Source organism: Pseudoalteromonas sp. AWH4_217, assembly GCF_056161105.1.
In genome coordinates this window covers 81,828-97,654 of record NZ_JBSWYM010000014.1, presented here as the reverse complement: position 1 = coordinate 97,654, position 15,827 = coordinate 81,828, and the positions used below count along the sequence as shown (strand labels likewise).

Annotated in this window: 15 protein-coding genes; 5 read left to right on the top strand and 10 right to left on the bottom strand. The window is 47.9% G+C overall.

What is annotated here, in order from left to right; all coding sequences use genetic code 11:
• Nucleotides 1-22: 22 nt before the first annotated feature.
• On the top strand, nucleotides 23-814 hold the full coding sequence (locus ACXAH1_RS17335) for a hypothetical protein (protein ID WP_475198410.1): 792 nt from the start codon (nucleotides 23-25) through the stop codon (nucleotides 812-814).
• Between the two features lie 9 nt (nucleotides 815-823).
• Nucleotides 824-1,747: a cyanobactin maturation protease PatG family protein gene (locus ACXAH1_RS17330; protein WP_475198407.1), complete on the top strand. Its 924-nt coding sequence runs from the start codon at nucleotides 824-826 to the stop codon at nucleotides 1,745-1,747.
• Nucleotides 1,748-1,858: 111 nt separating this feature from the next.
• On the opposite strand, the gene ACXAH1_RS17325 is transcribed toward ACXAH1_RS17330, so the two are convergent.
• From ACXAH1_RS17325 to ACXAH1_RS17280, 10 genes are all read right to left on the bottom strand, one after another.
• Nucleotides 1,859-2,968, bottom strand: coding sequence for an FAD-dependent oxidoreductase (locus ACXAH1_RS17325; protein ID WP_475198405.1), 1,110 nt, complete (start codon nucleotides 2,966-2,968; stop codon nucleotides 1,859-1,861).
• A 55-nt stretch (nucleotides 2,969-3,023) separates the two neighbouring features.
• Nucleotides 3,024-5,474 carry a LodA/GoxA family CTQ-dependent oxidase gene (locus tag ACXAH1_RS17320; RefSeq protein ID WP_475198403.1) on the bottom strand — a complete coding sequence of 817 codons (2,451 nt, stop codon included), beginning with the start codon at nucleotides 5,472-5,474 and terminating at the stop codon, nucleotides 3,024-3,026.
• Between the two features lie 47 nt (nucleotides 5,475-5,521).
• Nucleotides 5,522-5,902, bottom strand: a complete 381-nt coding sequence (locus ACXAH1_RS17315) for a RidA family protein (protein ID WP_475198402.1) — start codon at nucleotides 5,900-5,902, stop codon at nucleotides 5,522-5,524.
• Nucleotides 5,903-6,184: 282 nt separating this feature from the next.
• Complete coding sequence (gene wrbA, locus ACXAH1_RS17310) at nucleotides 6,185-6,781, bottom strand: NAD(P)H:quinone oxidoreductase (protein WP_475198400.1); 597 nt, start codon at nucleotides 6,779-6,781, stop codon at nucleotides 6,185-6,187.
• Nucleotides 6,782-6,965: 184 nt separating this feature from the next.
• Nucleotides 6,966-7,280 (bottom strand): DUF3325 domain-containing protein, encoded by a 315-nt coding sequence (locus ACXAH1_RS17305; RefSeq protein WP_475198397.1) that lies wholly within the window; start codon nucleotides 7,278-7,280, stop codon nucleotides 6,966-6,968.
• Nucleotides 7,274-8,842: a PepSY-associated TM helix domain-containing protein gene (locus tag ACXAH1_RS17300; RefSeq protein ID WP_475198396.1), complete on the bottom strand. Its 1,569-nt coding sequence runs from the start codon at nucleotides 8,840-8,842 to the stop codon at nucleotides 7,274-7,276. The genes ACXAH1_RS17305 and ACXAH1_RS17300 overlap by 7 nt, the downstream gene beginning before the upstream one ends.
• Nucleotides 8,839-9,135, bottom strand: a complete 297-nt coding sequence (locus tag ACXAH1_RS17295; protein WP_475198394.1) for a hypothetical protein — start codon at nucleotides 9,133-9,135, stop codon at nucleotides 8,839-8,841. The genes ACXAH1_RS17300 and ACXAH1_RS17295 overlap by 4 nt, the downstream gene beginning before the upstream one ends.
• A gap of 81 nt (nucleotides 9,136-9,216) precedes the next feature.
• A complete protein-coding gene (locus ACXAH1_RS17290; RefSeq protein ID WP_475198393.1) occupies nucleotides 9,217-11,334 on the bottom strand; it encodes a TonB-dependent receptor domain-containing protein in 2,118 nt (705 codons plus the stop codon).
• Nucleotides 11,335-11,448: 114 nt separating this feature from the next.
• The gene (locus tag ACXAH1_RS17285) at nucleotides 11,449-12,756 is read right to left on the bottom strand and encodes a histidine kinase sensor domain-containing protein (protein ID WP_475198392.1); all 1,308 of its coding nucleotides are present in this window, start codon (nucleotides 12,754-12,756) and stop codon (nucleotides 11,449-11,451) included.
• Between the two features lie 32 nt (nucleotides 12,757-12,788).
• Nucleotides 12,789-13,472 (bottom strand): response regulator transcription factor, encoded by a 684-nt coding sequence (locus tag ACXAH1_RS17280; RefSeq protein ID WP_475198391.1) that lies wholly within the window; start codon nucleotides 13,470-13,472, stop codon nucleotides 12,789-12,791.
• 208 nt (nucleotides 13,473-13,680) lie between these two features.
• On the opposite strand from ACXAH1_RS17280, the gene ACXAH1_RS17275 reads away from it, so the two are divergent.
• The 3 genes from ACXAH1_RS17275 (at nucleotide 13,681) to ACXAH1_RS17265 (ending at nucleotide 15,805) form a co-directional block, all read left to right on the top strand.
• Entirely contained in the window at nucleotides 13,681-13,935 is a 255-nt protein-coding gene (locus tag ACXAH1_RS17275) for a RebB family R body protein (RefSeq protein ID WP_475198390.1), read from the top strand.
• Between the two features lie 161 nt (nucleotides 13,936-14,096).
• Complete coding sequence (locus ACXAH1_RS17270; RefSeq protein ID WP_475198389.1) at nucleotides 14,097-15,110, top strand: sensor histidine kinase; 1,014 nt, start codon at nucleotides 14,097-14,099, stop codon at nucleotides 15,108-15,110.
• Nucleotides 15,104-15,805 (top strand): LytR/AlgR family response regulator transcription factor, encoded by a 702-nt coding sequence (locus tag ACXAH1_RS17265; RefSeq protein WP_475198388.1) that lies wholly within the window; start codon nucleotides 15,104-15,106, stop codon nucleotides 15,803-15,805. Before ACXAH1_RS17270 ends, ACXAH1_RS17265 begins: the two co-directional genes overlap by 7 nt.
• Nucleotides 15,806-15,827: the final 22 nt, after the last annotated feature.

Here is a 15,827-nt window from a genome sequence, read left to right as displayed (position 1 = left end):
TTTTCGGCTAAGGAAACTCACAATGAATACGCCCACTAACCATTCCGCGCCAGTGCAGCGCGTTGCAGAGTATGATAGCGGTGAGCTTATCTATGCAATCGGAAAAATACAGCCCAGCTTCCCTACTTTAAACCTCGAAAAACAATATGAAGCTGCGGCACAGTCAATCAAAGCCAGCCCGGACGACTTTCACACCGTCTTTAATTATCAGGTTAAAACTGATAATCAGCCACAACTAACATATCGGCCATTTTTGTACCTGGCACAGCAAGCAACCTGGGTACTGACAATTAATCTGATCGATACTTACGTCCTTACCCCCGATACACCCACTCAACTGGATGCACTCATCAATACCACCAGTCAGGCGCAAGCAACCTACATTGTAAATGGCCAAATGACCGGGCTCGATATCCCGTATTACAGCGATGGCACCGCTCTGCCTATGGTCTGTGTCAAGCACCTGATTGACAGTGCAGATATCACAGTGCCAACATTAACCGACGGCCAATTGGCCAGTAGCCAGTTGCCATTACCAGTCCTTAAACCCAATGTGGGTTTGAGTGCTAAAGACAGAGCCAGTAATTATTTCCTGAGTCACTTCTATCAGATTGTGGTCACTAACGAACGCACTTTACTGCTTCAGGATGTGCAAGCGATTCATGTTCAGCCTTCAAGTGCAGAACCCGCGCGGCACAGTTTTGAGTTTATCATGACCAGTTCAGAGCGCATGCGTTATGCCTGTAGCATTGATGTCACCAATCAATATCCTTTTGTCTCATCACGGCTTTCGCCGTTTGCAAAAAGTAATTAAGGAGGTCCTATGACTTTAACTATTACCGATCAGCAAAATACGCCGTTACTTCATTCGGATACAGCTCAGCGTATGTTTGCTGCGGATCCCGATATGCAAACACCACGACAACCCGACCAGTACGCCTATGCCGTTGGGTTTATAAACGCAAAGTTCCCCAATCTAAACCTGGAAAAAGAGCTTTACCAGAATAGCCTCCTCGGCAGCAACGAAACCCAGTTACCTATGCTTGAAAACATCAATGATGACATCGCACTGCAACGATTGAATCGAAATAACCAGCTATACCAAACGCTGTTTAAGGGGTTAAATCAGGCTAAAAATCGGTATATTGCTTATAGCATGCAGTGGGTGCTGGACAATCGCTATAATGAACAAATGTATACTCTGCTCATCCCAACGGATGAACTGCTTACACAATGCATTACGGCACTTGGGCGGGCACAAAACGATGAGGCGGCTCAAATGGTGGTTATTGGGCAATTGCAATCCTATAACACCTTACAGGTACAGGCCATCGTGCCAGTCAGTGCACTCCCCTTTGGTGACGTGTTACACGGAGATAACCACGGCAAAGAGCAATTTCAAAATCTGGTAACAGAGATCACCTCACTCGACATATCCGCAGGTGATACCGACGCAACACGCGCGCTTAATTATACGCTGTACAATAACCCGACTGTTTATCAGCAGTCTTACCACTTGTGCTATCAGAGTCGCCGGGATGGTCCAAACCCCAATGGCTACCAATTGGTGAATGTAGACGTGCAAACCAGTCAAAGTGGCGACAGACTGGTCGCCGATGTGATCTTTGCCTACCAGGGCATTAACACAGGCGCGTTGCAATTCTGGCGTAGCAGGGTTGATGTCACCGGAGAATATCCGTTTATGGTATCATCCTGGGCGCAATACCTGCCAAGCAGCCAACAATAATTGAGTAACTGCCGCGGTCCTCTTCCATGACTAAGAAATATCGTGGCAGGCCAGTTATGCACTCTGTATCAATTGGTGCAGGTCGGGTTACCTGACGCCTTTTCGGCATTGCTAGCTAATCACGTTACGGACCTCGGGCTGTTGAATACCTTGCTTACTTCTCCAGAATTCTGAGTCAGGAAAGCGTTGTTCACGACGATAATACCCAAACAGCTCATTAAGATAGCTGTTGTAGATTTCAGTCATGGACTTACTGTATAGGTGTAAAGCAGTAGTTTCACCGTTGAGTGCCGCTAATATAGCCTGCGACGCTTTTTCTGCCATATAGATTGCCGTTGTCATACCATGAGAAGACAAAGGATCAAAAGCCATGGCAGCATCACCTGCCAGCAACCAGTTCTTACCACTCAAACGTCCCATTATATGACTACTTGCATTGATGGCTTTTACCGTAAAAGGCTGTTCGGGCAATGCGTTGTAAAAGCATGGCGTGTTGACTGCTATATCATGCCAGTTACAACTATGTTTGAGCTGACTAAAACCGGGAGTATGCTGATTGCAGAAAATTGCCAACATACTTTGCTCTGCATTCAGGCGAGATATCAGCGTCCAGCCATGCTCAAAGGCCTCGACCACCACAGATGGTGATAACCCCTGCAGATTGAAAGGGCTCGGTACGTTGGCAACAAAAGCCGTCAGTTTGTCGAATGTGTGTCTTGGCAGGTTCAATACTCGGGGCAAGTATCCTTGCCGGCCACTGGCATCGACAATAAACCGACTCTCCAGACTATGCTCAGACCCATCCTGCGCCGATTTTACCCGACAGAACCAGACATCGTCGTGCTCAGAAACCTCAACGACTTTTCCTTTAAACAGACATTGCTCAGGCAACTGTGTCTGAATTTGTGTCGTCAGCACCGATTTATCGACTTTCCAGCCGTGATGGCGGTCACTCAGAGGCGCTTTACGCAGTATCGGCTCTCCCCACGACGAAATCTGCCCAGAGTGCATAGAGTGCGGCTCCTGCTGGAGTAATTCAAACAGTCCCAGCCGGTGCATCATGGGCTCTGCGCTGGCAGGCAAGCTCTCAGCAAGACGCATAACGGGTGCATTTCGGGGGTCAACGATTACCACTTTCAGACCCTGCCTGAACAATTGCCAGGCAGTGACAGTGCCCGATATCCCGCCACCTACAATAACGCAATCATACTTATTGCTCACACACATATTACTTCCTCATTGATGAGAAGCACCTAAGTGCTTCTCAACGCTACTGCTAGTCCTTGTCGGCTTCGCTGTATGCGACATACACCACATTTGGTATGCCAGACGTCCCTGGATTATCCACCGGCCGGGCCATAACCATCGCCATATTCTTCCACTGGCTGACCATCTGGATCAATCCATTGGTATAACCACCTTCAGCATGGTAGCCCACAAACCCGAGGTCAGCAGTATGCAACCAATCAAGGCGTTGCGAAAACTGCTCCAGACGCAAGTGTTCAAAGGTCTCTTGAGACATACCCTGTGCCACGGAGTGTTGCATGCCGTTGATAGTCGGCGCATCCACTGACTGACTGTCTTTAAACTTGTTATATCTGGCCAGTGGCAGGATATGAACAGGCAGGTTTGCCGCCCACCACGAAGGGATTGGGAAGTCTTCCGGCGTATAGACTGCCTGACAACTCGCGGCATCCGATTGCCAGGGGATCCCCATCCATTTAGTCAGATCGCCAGGGGTGTTTTGCCACAGCCAGGCGGCTTTAGAGTCGGGAATAATTGACTCCGCTACATTCTCCACATTGATGATATGACCAAAATCCTGATACATGTTGGCAGAAGCCAGACCGGCAGGATCTTGTCTCAGTCTGAATTCTCTCAAACCCAGCAAGTTAATCTCAGGTGTGACGCCGCCCTGGTACTGGTTGTTACTGTAAATAAGATCATGACGCATAGGCCAGGTCAGCTCTACGCCAGGATGAAACCCACCACCATACAAGGCATCTAGGGCACCGCGAGCACACAGCAATGCACTGTTTTCAGAGCGCTGGAACACCTCACTGTAGAAGAGCCCTAGTTCATCTATGGTTGCTGCACAGGCTTTCTCAGCATCAGTTACACTGAAGTCACCGTTCGCCCAGTTTTGCAGGTGCTGATACATAAACGGAGGAATTGCAAACCACTGTACCGGGCTGCCAGGATAATCAACGCCATCATTGGGATAAAATGGAATTTGCAATCGGGACGTTGCTGGCTCATTTGCAATATTGGTAGCGTCTTTACTCGGAATAATACGGCTGGTGCTGACCCACTCACTGCTCGACTGGCCCGCGTCTTCAATGTCAACATCCTGATCAAACAGTGGGTTTCTGAACTGTTTGAAAATGCTCTCTCTGAGTGTTTTTTCTGTCGCCGAACTTTCCAGTAAGCGGCCAAAAGCCCCTTCACTGTTAAGTTCACGAATTTGTGTGTTCACTGCGTTGTCAGTAAAGTCCGCCTGATTAACCCATTGCATTCTGTATAGTCGATACAAAATGGGAAAAACATCGCTGAACTGAGTGTTTAACTGAGCCAGTTCTTTTTCTTTCAATGATGCCCCCGACACCATGTCATACATAGTCACCAAAGGCTCTATCTGAGGTGCATAATCCGGGGGGGTGGTCGCAACCCAGGCACTGTCCGATTCACTGTCGATGGTGAAAGTATCGCCATTTTTCAACTCTACCACGGCAGTAACACGGCCATCGCAAATATCATCGAACCAGTTAGAATTATCTGCAAAGTCCGTATTCAATGAAGACGGGGATAGTGCCTGTGAAATGCCATCACCCGCAAAAAAGGTCAATACCCCCTCACGGCTACACTCTATCGTCCCCTGAAGTACATTGTGCCTTTGTGACATATTGAGCAAATCACTCAGGCGGTTTTGCGAGTCGGGTTCATTGGCGGGAAATTTACCACGCAGTGGCACTTGTGTATCCGCGTCGCTCGACACACAACCCTGACTGGCAATGACGAGTTGTCTGCGCAAGCCGTGCGTGATCACATTAGGGTTACGTCTTTTCGCAGTCTGTGCGGGAGCAAGACGGTGTTTACTGACATTCTGGCTCAGGTTACCTGTGCCCTCTGTCATTAACGACAAATCGAGCGCGTTATTATAGTCGTACCAGAACGACTTTTTATTCGCGACCTCAACATGCCAGGTTACCTTGTCTCCCGCCTCGAGCTTGAGTTTTTCGGTTGGGTTGCCATTTTCATCACACTGATAAATATAAAAATTCTGAGCCTGCTTTTTCACTGCATGTAAATAGTGGTCGCTCAGGACTTTAAGTATCGCTTTTCTGACTAATGCAATAAACCCATCGGCATCGCTTACCGTTTCCAGTGCCAGGTCGTCCAGCGCACGGATGATTTGTGGTGCAGCTACCATATGAGACAAACTCAATATCCCCACGACCCTTGCTGTTTTCGCTGACTCCAGTGTTTTTTTACCACTGGCACTAAACGATTGATAAATCTCTTCAAGTTCTTTTCTGGCATCCTGATTTAGCACTTTGTCAACCAATGAAACCAGTTCTTGCTCGGTGACCAGATACTGAACCTCAGTATCGTACAAATGCGCCCAGGGTACTTCGGGAGTCTGGATCGCCAACGATTTTACCGCAGGTCCGTTACCAACCCGCGCGATACCCAGTGGCGGATAAATTTTGTATTTGCTGTTTGACATGTTAGTTCCTTCGCCTTGTGGACCAAATATAAAGATAGGACACTGCGTTAAGTGCGCTTTTGTGCCACTAGCTCGATTTCAATGAGTGCTTTGTTTTGTTGATGCTTTTGAGTCAATACACCCAATGCCATGGAGCGCGCAGGATAGCTGCCATGCTGTGGACCGAAATATTCTCGGTACACCTGATTGAATTGCTCAAAGTCATCTTCGGTATGCAAAAAACCGTTAACTTTAATCACATCCTGAAAAGTACACCCGACGCTGGCCAGGGTGACTGTCAGTAACTCAAAAATTGTCGTGGTCTGGTCAACGATGTTCTCTGACTGAATATAGCCATTAACCTCAGCATTCTGGCCTGACACAAAGACCAAATCGCCAACAACCCGACAGGGTGGATAAAGGGGAGCCTGAACCGCTTCAATAGACATAATTCCTCCTTAAGAAATTGCCGTAGATATGCATGAAAACCGACTGGCAACGCATTCAACTGCGAATAGGTCTCAGTCGTAAAAACTGGGCTAAAGTCTAGAGAGAAACTAAAATTATTCCATTACAAGCTGTTACACCTGGAAGATAAACACGGGACCTCAACACATCGAATACAAATTGAATAGCTCAGTATGGCGCGAGACATCGTCTGCGAGTGGGAAAGATTTATATGAGCAAAAACAAAGCGTAATGAAAAAAACATTACGCTTTGTTAAATCGCGTTACTTCAATTTCGCGGCGATTCCAGCTACGTGTTGACCCTGAAACTTCGCCAAAGCAAGCTCTTTGTCAGATGGCTGGCGGCTGCCATCTGCACCCGCAATACAGGCAGCACCGAGTGGTGATCCGCCTCTGACTTCAGAAATATCTGTCAGCTCAGCTGCGGCATAGGGTAAACCCACCACCACCATACCATGATGGAACAGGGTCGTATGAAAAGACTGTATGGTGGTTTCATTACCGCCACCCGTACCGGTAGAGGTAAACACACTACCGACTTTACTAATCAGCTTACCGGCTGCCCACAAGCCACCCGTTTGATCCAAGAAATTGCGCATTTGCGATGCCATATTGCCAAAGCGTGTTGGTGTGCCGAAAATAATGGCATCATAGTTTTCCAGCTCTGCCGGCGCAGCAATCTCAGCGGCCTGATCCAGCTTAACCCCTGCATTTTTAGCCACCTCTTCCGGCATTAACTCAGCAACACGTTTAATTGTCACTTGTACGCCCTCAACTGAACCTGCACCTTCAGCAACGGCTTGTGCCATGGTTTCAATGTGGCCATAGCTTGAATAATATAAAACCAGTACTTTCGTCATCTTCGTTTCTCCGTGAGTTGCCTCGGCGTGTCCCGGCAACATGTGTTTTAACCAGCTAAACATGTGTGATCACTTCTTTCGTTAAGTATAGGCACGAGTGCCTGTAGACCATGGTCATGATTACATAGTTGATTAAGAACGTAATTACGTAAAATCTGATAGATTTGTTCTGTTTTGGAGAACTTTATAACTTGTAAGCCACTGACCTACAGATCCAGCGCAGCCATCTGGGACGGTAGGTCAAAACACCAATCACAATAAAGACCACCATAGTTGCACTACCAAACCAGTATACGAGTCCTCGTGAAACTCCCCAGGAAAAAACACAAACAAACAAAGCGATAAGGTTCAATCCAGTCCCACCGATACGCAACAACCAAAGCTGTTGCCTGGCTGGATGTATAGATGGCCCAATAACCTGACTGTAATGACGAGGCATCGCCGTGCTGAGCAGCGCAAAACCGAACAACAGCAACATCAGTATCACAGTGATCAGCATACTAACGGCTCCTTTTTAGCCACGTGTGACCCCGCACCCTTTTTAGATACAACTGTCGCCGCCAGTCCAAAGCAAACGGCAAATAACCACATACTGAGATCAAAACCGAGCATCAGCCAGTCTGCGTTCAACAGACTGTTTATGACACTGTGATGTGTGGTGAGCATATTAACCAGGGGAATAACAAAATAAACAAGAGCTGCGCTCCAAAGCAAAGTCAGCCACTGATTTTGACTCCGATTAATCAAACAAAACAGACAGCACAACACCCATGCAGCAAACAACACATGCATCTCCCAGGCGGCACGGCCTGACATGTCAACAGGGAGTAGCCGGTTACTCAGAAAATAGCAGCCGACTGCAATCGGCAAGCCGAGCAGAACACCTCTGTTTAGTCTGGCGATTAGGGATATAAGTAATGGAGGTGTGGCCTCTTTCATCATCTGCTTTTTTAGCCAGATGATCATTCCGGATGCAATCATCGCAGCGCCAAATAACCCACAGAGGAAATACACCCAGCGCAGATAAATATCAGCAAACAGACCTTCGTGAAGGTGTTCAAGCAGATCATATACCGCAGCAGCCTGTCCTGCTTTGCCAGTCGCTATCTCAACCTCAACCCGCTCTGTACGGGCACGGTATTTGAGCAATGAGGCAAACTCAACTCCTTCACTGGTTTCAAACCAGATCTCTATGTGTTCAGTGTCAGTGCCCCTGTCAATGATACCGACAAAGTTGACCGCCTGCTCGGTCACTCGCTGTTTTGCATCAGACAGTGCCGTATCTACATTTAACTGAGCTGGCAAAATCTCAGTGGTTAGGGTGGTGTATTCCTCCAGCTGAGAGGCATCATAAAACTGACGATGCATCTGTCTGCCTTCACCATATTGGCTGTCAATGACCTTAGACATGGTCACCCCCATGAGCAACATAACGCCGCTGTAGGTGATCATTAAATGAAACGGCAATGGCAATACACTGAAAACATTGTGAATATCCAGCCAGGAACGCAGGCCTTTGGCGCTTCGAAAAGTAAAAAACTCAGCAAAAATCTTCCTGTGAATGATCACCCCGGTCACCAAACCAATTAACATGAGCATGCCTGCCAGACTAGTCAGGATATAACCCACCAGCGGCGGCACGTAATGCAAGTTATAGTGCAGCCGGTACAGGGTTTCTCCACCACTGGTATCGCGGATAGACGTAATGTCTCCCGTATTTGGCTCAAGCGGCTTCTCATACCACTGACGGCGGACCTGTTTCTCTGGGTCGCCGGGCTGTAACCAGGAGATTTCGATGTAAGGATCCCGCGAGGTAGGCAGGCTCACATACCACTGAGATGCATCATCAGCGTGTTCGCCAAGCTGTGCCATCGCCAAATCAATGGCTTGTTTGTCCGAAATATCATTGCTTGTGACAATTTCAGGCTTCATCCAGCGGTCAATCTCGTTTTCGAAATAACCGACACTGCCAGTCACAAAGATAAAATATAATAACCAGGCAAACACCACGCCGCTCCAGGTGTGCAGCCAGCCCATGGACTGTCGAAACCTTGCTTTCATAGGGCCTCCGATACAGAAAGTAAGTGGATTAGGCCATACAGCAAGGCTATTAGGGTCGATATCAGCAAAGTTGCACGCCATGCAGTTCTGACTGTAAATACACTGATCACAACCAGCGTATAAACAACAAAACTCCACATCATACCGGCAACGATGCCATCCACTTTGTTATCCCCGGATAATTGAGAAATGGCTATGGCGGCGAGGTTAGCAATCGCAAATCCGCCAACCAGGGCAAGTAATACCCGCCAGCCAAGCGCAAAGGCTTGAACAGGCTTTGCTGATAAGCTCATGATATTAAAACCATAATATGAAGAAACAGACGCCATCTCAGCCACAGTCTAAACGAGCACTATGGCTGAGATGATTAGTGGTTAGAACTGATAGGTCAGCGTCAAACGAATATCACGACCGGCTTCTTTGATACCAACCACGTTTTCATAACCCGGGATATGACCATAGTCGGCGACACTGCCATGACTGCGATATGATTCATCGAGCAGGTTCTGAACAGACAAGTCCACTTTTAATGCCTCAAACGGCGCATAGCTGATGTAAGCATCAACCAGTTGATAGCTTGGCTTGCTGATGGTTTCCAGTTCAGAGACCCAGCCCAGCTCCATTGAGCGGTGGAAAACCTCAATATCATTTAGGCTTGCGACATAGTGATAGTTCCAGCCTAGTTTAATCTGTTCATTCAGGCGATAGTTAAAATTAACATTGACCGAATCGCCAACCGCATTCCCCAGCCCGCCATATTCATAGGCAGCCATATCGATACCATTGATTGTAACGGGTTTAGTCGAATCCGGGGCTGCCGGGTCTGGCAAGTTAAATACAGCGTTATTCAGTTCAACATCATTGTTGTTGTAACTGATAATCACATCAAAATTATCCGCCTGATATCCTGCAACCAGCTCAAATCCTTTGCTTTCTAACTCACCGATGTTTTCATAGAAAACGCCTTCTTTGCCTTTAAACTTGTCAAATACAACATCATCTATGGTACTGACATACAGTGACGCTTCCAGCATCCAGGTGCCATCGTTGTATTGCAGACCCAGTTCAGTATTTTCAACCTCTTCAGGGTTCAGGTTTTCATTGGGTGTTAACTCACCGACTGTAAAGGCATCAGCCACCTGCCTGCCACGCAGCGCTTCGGCGTAGCCCAACGACAGCTTGAGATTGTCAGCAAGCTCGTACACAAGGCCGACGTTTTTACTGATCCCATCCTGTTTTTCCGTTGAAAATGCGTTGCTGGTTGTCACTGGATTGCCATTGCCATCTTTTTCGATAACCCAGACACCATCCACTTTCACCCAGTTTGCATCAATACCGCTGTGATCGAGTTCATAACTGTCATGACGCAAGCCAAAACTCAGCAGTAAATCGTCGCGCATTTGCCAGTGATCCTGCACATAGAGCCCAGTCACTGTGCCATCTTCATCATAAATGCCGCCAAAATCGCCATAAGACTCAGAGTCTACTTTGTCATTTTTGCGCTCGATACCATATGTCACGGTGTGCGTACCAATATCACTGGTATTGCGAATATCAAAGCCGGTCGTTTCAATCGACGCATCCCAGGTATATAACTCACGTTTAAATGATGACTCGGTCTGATAAACCGTGGTTTCTAAATTAACCAGAGCGCTGTGATACCAGGTATGGTTGAGAACCAAAGTTTCGCGCTCCCCCCAGGATGAGAACAGTGGATCGGTTTGTAGCGGTGCCCAGTTCGTTTGCTTACCAAATTTACCTTCTTCTTTGCGGCGCTCAAAACTAACAACCAACTCCTGATTGTCAGTCAGTTGCGTATTAACTTTCACAAAACCCAGGGTCTGATCAGCAGCAGTCCCAGGAATTTCTTGGCCATCACCATCTTCCATGTTCTCCCGGCTAACAGTGACATACGATGCCAGCACACCTATCGAATCGGTGACTTTACCGTATAAAGACACACTTTCTTTGTGACCATCATTGGTAAAATAACTCGCTTTAACTGTACCGCCAAATCGTTCGCTGGCTTTGAGTAAATCCTCAGCACTTTTGGTTTTAAAACGAATAGCACCGCCGACGGCGCCTGAACCTGCCGTTGCCTCACCAGCACCCGCTTGCACTTCAACGCTACGCAGCAACTCAGGCTCTATTGCAACCCGGCCAATATGGTGGAACAAAGTACTGGTTTGCGGCGCACCATCCACCGTGACATTCACCATGGAATCTTCCAGGCCCCGGACAAAAATCTTTTGTGCAATCCCCAACGAGCCGCCGACCGTAACCGACGGAGTATGGCGGAAAACATCTTCCAGATCGTTCGCCTGATAATTTTCTAACACCTCAGGCGTGATCTCTGAATTGGTTGTGGCACCAACGACCGCGATCCGCTCTATTTTCTGCTCGTCCGTATCATCGCTAGTCTGCGCAGCATAAACGCTGGTTCCAAAAGCGCTCAGAGCAACCGAACAGGCTAATAAACTTTTCTTAAACAAATGATTTCTATGTGGGGCAAATGGCATGATTTACATCTCAGTCAAACAACAAGTTAAAAGTCTAAATCGGAATTATTGTCATTTAGACTTTTCAGGCAATCACTTTTACAACTGTTACATTTGAGAAATGGGAATCATTATCGTAACCAAAAGGCCACCAGTGCTGGGATTATGTGCCGAAATACTGGCCCCTACGCTCGCCAGGTGGCGCTTTGCCAGCGCCAGACCCAGGCCAAAACTGTCATTTTCTGCAAGACGGGCATTGTCAACGCGAAAAAATGGTTCAAACACTTTCTCAAGAAACACCTCCGGGATCCCTGGCCCCTGATCCTGAATTTGAATGCAATACTGCTCAGTTTGCTGTGTCAGCGTGATCTGCACATGCTTTCCCACCGGCGTGTAACGCAGCGCATTGCGAATCACGTTTTCTACGGCAGGACACAAAGCTCGGTGGCAGCTGTTTTGTACAATGGCGTTAGCGGGTGGTTCAAAAACAATACGCCTGTCAGGAAACTCGAACCTGGCATCCTCCACCAGCACATCGAGCAAGTCCACTAAGTCGACGTTTTCTCTTTTTAGCACTGGTTTTTCATTTTCCAACCAGGCCAGTGTCAATGAATCTTCGACGAGTTTACGGATCTGAGCGGACTCGCGTGCGATCCGTGCAAGGTGTGTCTGAGCATCATCCACTTCAAAACCCTCTACCGCAATGTCGAGACGAGTAAGCGGCGTGCGTAACTCATGAGACAAGTCGGCAATGAGCTGTCGCTGACTGGCTATCAACTCGCCAATTTTGGCCGCCATCTGGTCAAAGGTAGCGGCCAGGTGAGCAAACTCATCGTTACGTTTTCCCAGATATCTGCCCAGTCTGACCTTAAAGTTACCCCGGCTAAACGCCGATGTGGCACTGTCCAGCTTGCGCAGCGGAGTAATAATGTGCTGATAAAGTAATACTGACAGCACAGCTAATACCCCCATCGGGATCAGGACCTGAAGCAAAAACTTGGTGGTTGCCCAGTAAGTACCGGGGCGCATCCTGCTGGGTAGCTTTATCAGCAAGCTGGCATTGCTGTGCTCAAAGGGTAATTCCATCACCGGATTTGCGGAAAAATAAAGATGAATTTTCCACTCTATACTGCGCCCAAAATGGTAAGTGCCGACAATGTCTTTGTCTATAGGTTCTCCGGCAAGGTGGATCGCCCTGAAACTGGCGACCGATGCCCAGGTCGATTCTTCCGCCATCAGTTGCGCTAACCAGGCATTCAGTGCCTGAGTATTATTAGCCATGTAGAGTTGCTCAGACTTGATGCGCCACTGCGTCAGCTCTGCACGATCCGCTTTTGCAATCATGCTCATGCTTTCTTCGGTTTTTAATGTCAGAGCATGTAACAGGTAGAAAAATGCCACTAAACCCGTTGCCACGATTAGGCATAATTTCCATAGAAATGTGCGCTTCATTTAAAACAGTACCCCTGGCCATGCACCGTTTGCAGCCGCTCGCCAAACCAGTTGGCATCATTGAGTTTTCTGCGTACCCGGCTTAAATGCATATCCAGACTGCGATCGTATGCGCCAAGCTTTTTGTTCAGTACCGACAAATAAAGGTCAGCTTTAGGGACTATGGTATTTTGCTGTGACATGAGGGCCCACAGCAGCTTGAACTGGATCGGCGTAAAATCCAGCGGTTCGCCATGCAGCGTAATAGACTGTGTATGTAGTGCCAGCGTGAGACCATCCACGGTAATTTCAGACTGAGAGATGGGTGCAGTATTACCGTGACTGCGCTTTAACAGGCGCTCAATTCTCAGCAATAACTCCGTTGCGTTAAACGGCTTTGCTACATAATCATCTGCACCGTGACTGAGGCCCACAATCCGTTCTTCCTCTGCACCTTTAGCAGAGACCATGATCACAGGCTGCTGGCTAGATTCGCGCAGTTTTTGGAGCAAAGTCACCCCATCAAGTTTAGGTAACATTTTATCCAGCAGGATCAAATGGTGCTGCTGAGTCCTCGCCACTTCAAGTCCGCGTTCACCGTCAAAGCATTGATCGGTGTGATAGCCCGCCTTGCGCAATAAATCAGCCAGATAGGCGCTTAATGTACTGTCGTCTTCGATTAAGAGTATTTTATGTACCACACAAGGCCCCAAAAGATAGTAATGATAATCAGTTGCAAGTGAGTATCATAAGGACTGCCGCTATAAATGTAAATTGTACTCACATGAGGAATAATGATGTTTGTGCAACTAGCTGATGTACATACTCTGTAATCAGCTGTAATCGTGCAGACTGTATGACTGGACCATAATAATAAGGCACTTTACAACCCTAACAAGGAGTAAGCTCATGGCATTTCCTACCGCTGTAAACAGTCAGATCACGGATTCAGTTTCTCAAGTCAATACCAAGGTGCTTGGTGATGCTCCGGCAGTTGCCACGGGTAACTTTATGCTTGCAACAAGCCAGGCGTTGTCTAACGCAGCACATAACGCCAACGTGGCCCAGACATTTCCTATGACCCCTGTCGCCCAAGGCGTCTCAGCGCTGTACGGTATAGATACCGCCAGCACAGGCGCTGCCACCAGGCGGATTTTCCGCTAACAGGTTCCCTCGCTCAGCCATCACAACCCTGGCAAACAATGCTAAGGACTTGATGGCTTTGTGCCATTCAGCCAGCAAAAATGACAGTTCACTTGGCTTATTGCTGCACGAGTCTCGATTTAGGGTAAGATGTCCACACGATTTTTACCTGGAAGATTGAGATGTCAGTAGTTTCTTTACAGCGCAATGAGCAGCTCGGCGCCTTAACCATTATTGCCATGGTGAGTCTGTCTATTAGCTTTACCGACTGGGCACAACGCGCTGCTGCGCTCTCACTTCCTGTTGTTCTTTCGTCCATCAGTGCCGTTCTCTTTATGTACTGGCTACCCATGATTATGGGCTATTTACTGATACAAAGGGCGAAAATAACGCACTGGATGCTGCAATTTTCCTCCCTCTATCTGAGCATGGTCGCTGGAGGATGGATATTTGGGGCACTCAGAGCACACTTGCTGGGCATACCTGCCTTTTTGCTTAGCGATGCACTCATAATCGCTCTGCCCTGGAGCAGCGCAATACTATTACTGGTTAAATTTTACCTCACCCGAAAGCACTTAAAAGATGAGCAGTTGCTGCGTCAGCAGGCTGAAATAAAAGTACTTCACAGTCAGCTCAACCCACACTTTTTATTTAACAGCTTGAATACTATAGCGGCCTTAGTACAGTCCAGCCCGGGTCAGGCAGAAACGCTAGTGCACAACCTGTCAGCGATTCTGCGCTACTCGCTCAATCACGCTATTTCGGACCATCAGTCGTCTGGCGTCGTTTCCTTATCGGATGAATTGTTGATGCTCCATCAGTGGTGTGAAATCGAGCAATGTCGGTTTGGCAATAATCTGCAGGTGGCATTTGACATTGATGAAGCGCTGCTAAGTGCGCCCATACCTGCCATGGTGTTACAGCCACTTATTGAAAACGCCATAAAACATGGCAACCGGCGGCCTCTGTGCGTGACCATTCATGCGCACTTTGCTGCTGGCCGCCCCACTATCGCTGTTTACGACAATGGTGTCGGCTTTGGACCAGAGATTTTACTTGGCGGTGTCAAACCTGGCCTTGGACTGGCAATCACCCGGTCAAGACTCGAGCTGGAGGCCAACACTAAGCTGACTCTTTCCAACCAACCAAATGGCGGCGCCAGGGCGCAGTTTGTGTTACAGGAGCTCCCATGCTGAATATTGCAATCATCGAAGATGAACAGCCTGCCTTTGTTAAACTCAAAGCACAGTTAACCCAGTTATGTGACTATCAGCTTGTTTATCACAGTGAGGATCCGGAAAGCTTTTTGTGCAGCTTCCGGCAACATTCTATCGATCTGGTTTTTCTTGATATCAACCTGCCAGGGCTCAATGGAATACAACTCAGTCAGGAATTAAAAAGTGCAGGCTTTAAAGGCCAGATTATTTTTACCACGGCCTACTGCGAGTTTGCTGTAGATGCTTTTACACTGGGCGCAACTGATTACCTGCTTAAACCCTATACCAACGAACGGCTCGCTCTGGCGCTGTCTCGGGTTCAGGCGCAACTTTCGCCAAATATCGACCCTCTCGTACTGACCAGTAAAGTGGGCGATAAGGTAACACGCGTAGAAGCAAACCAGATAGAAGTCATTAAATTAGAGCATGGCCATGCCATTGCCTACAGCGGCACACAGTCATATCCCATAGACTTAACGCTGGAAGAACTGATGGACACCCTGCCCGATGAGTTTATTCGCATTCACCGCAATGCCATAGTTAACAAACTCAGTATTAGTGCCTTAGAGCGTTGGGTAACCGGAGGTTATCTGATCAGATTAACTCAAAGTGAACAACAAGTGATCAGTAGCCGCAGTGGGGCCAAACTCCTTCGCCAAAAATTACAGCTTTAACCCTTGAGTGGACCCTGTCCAC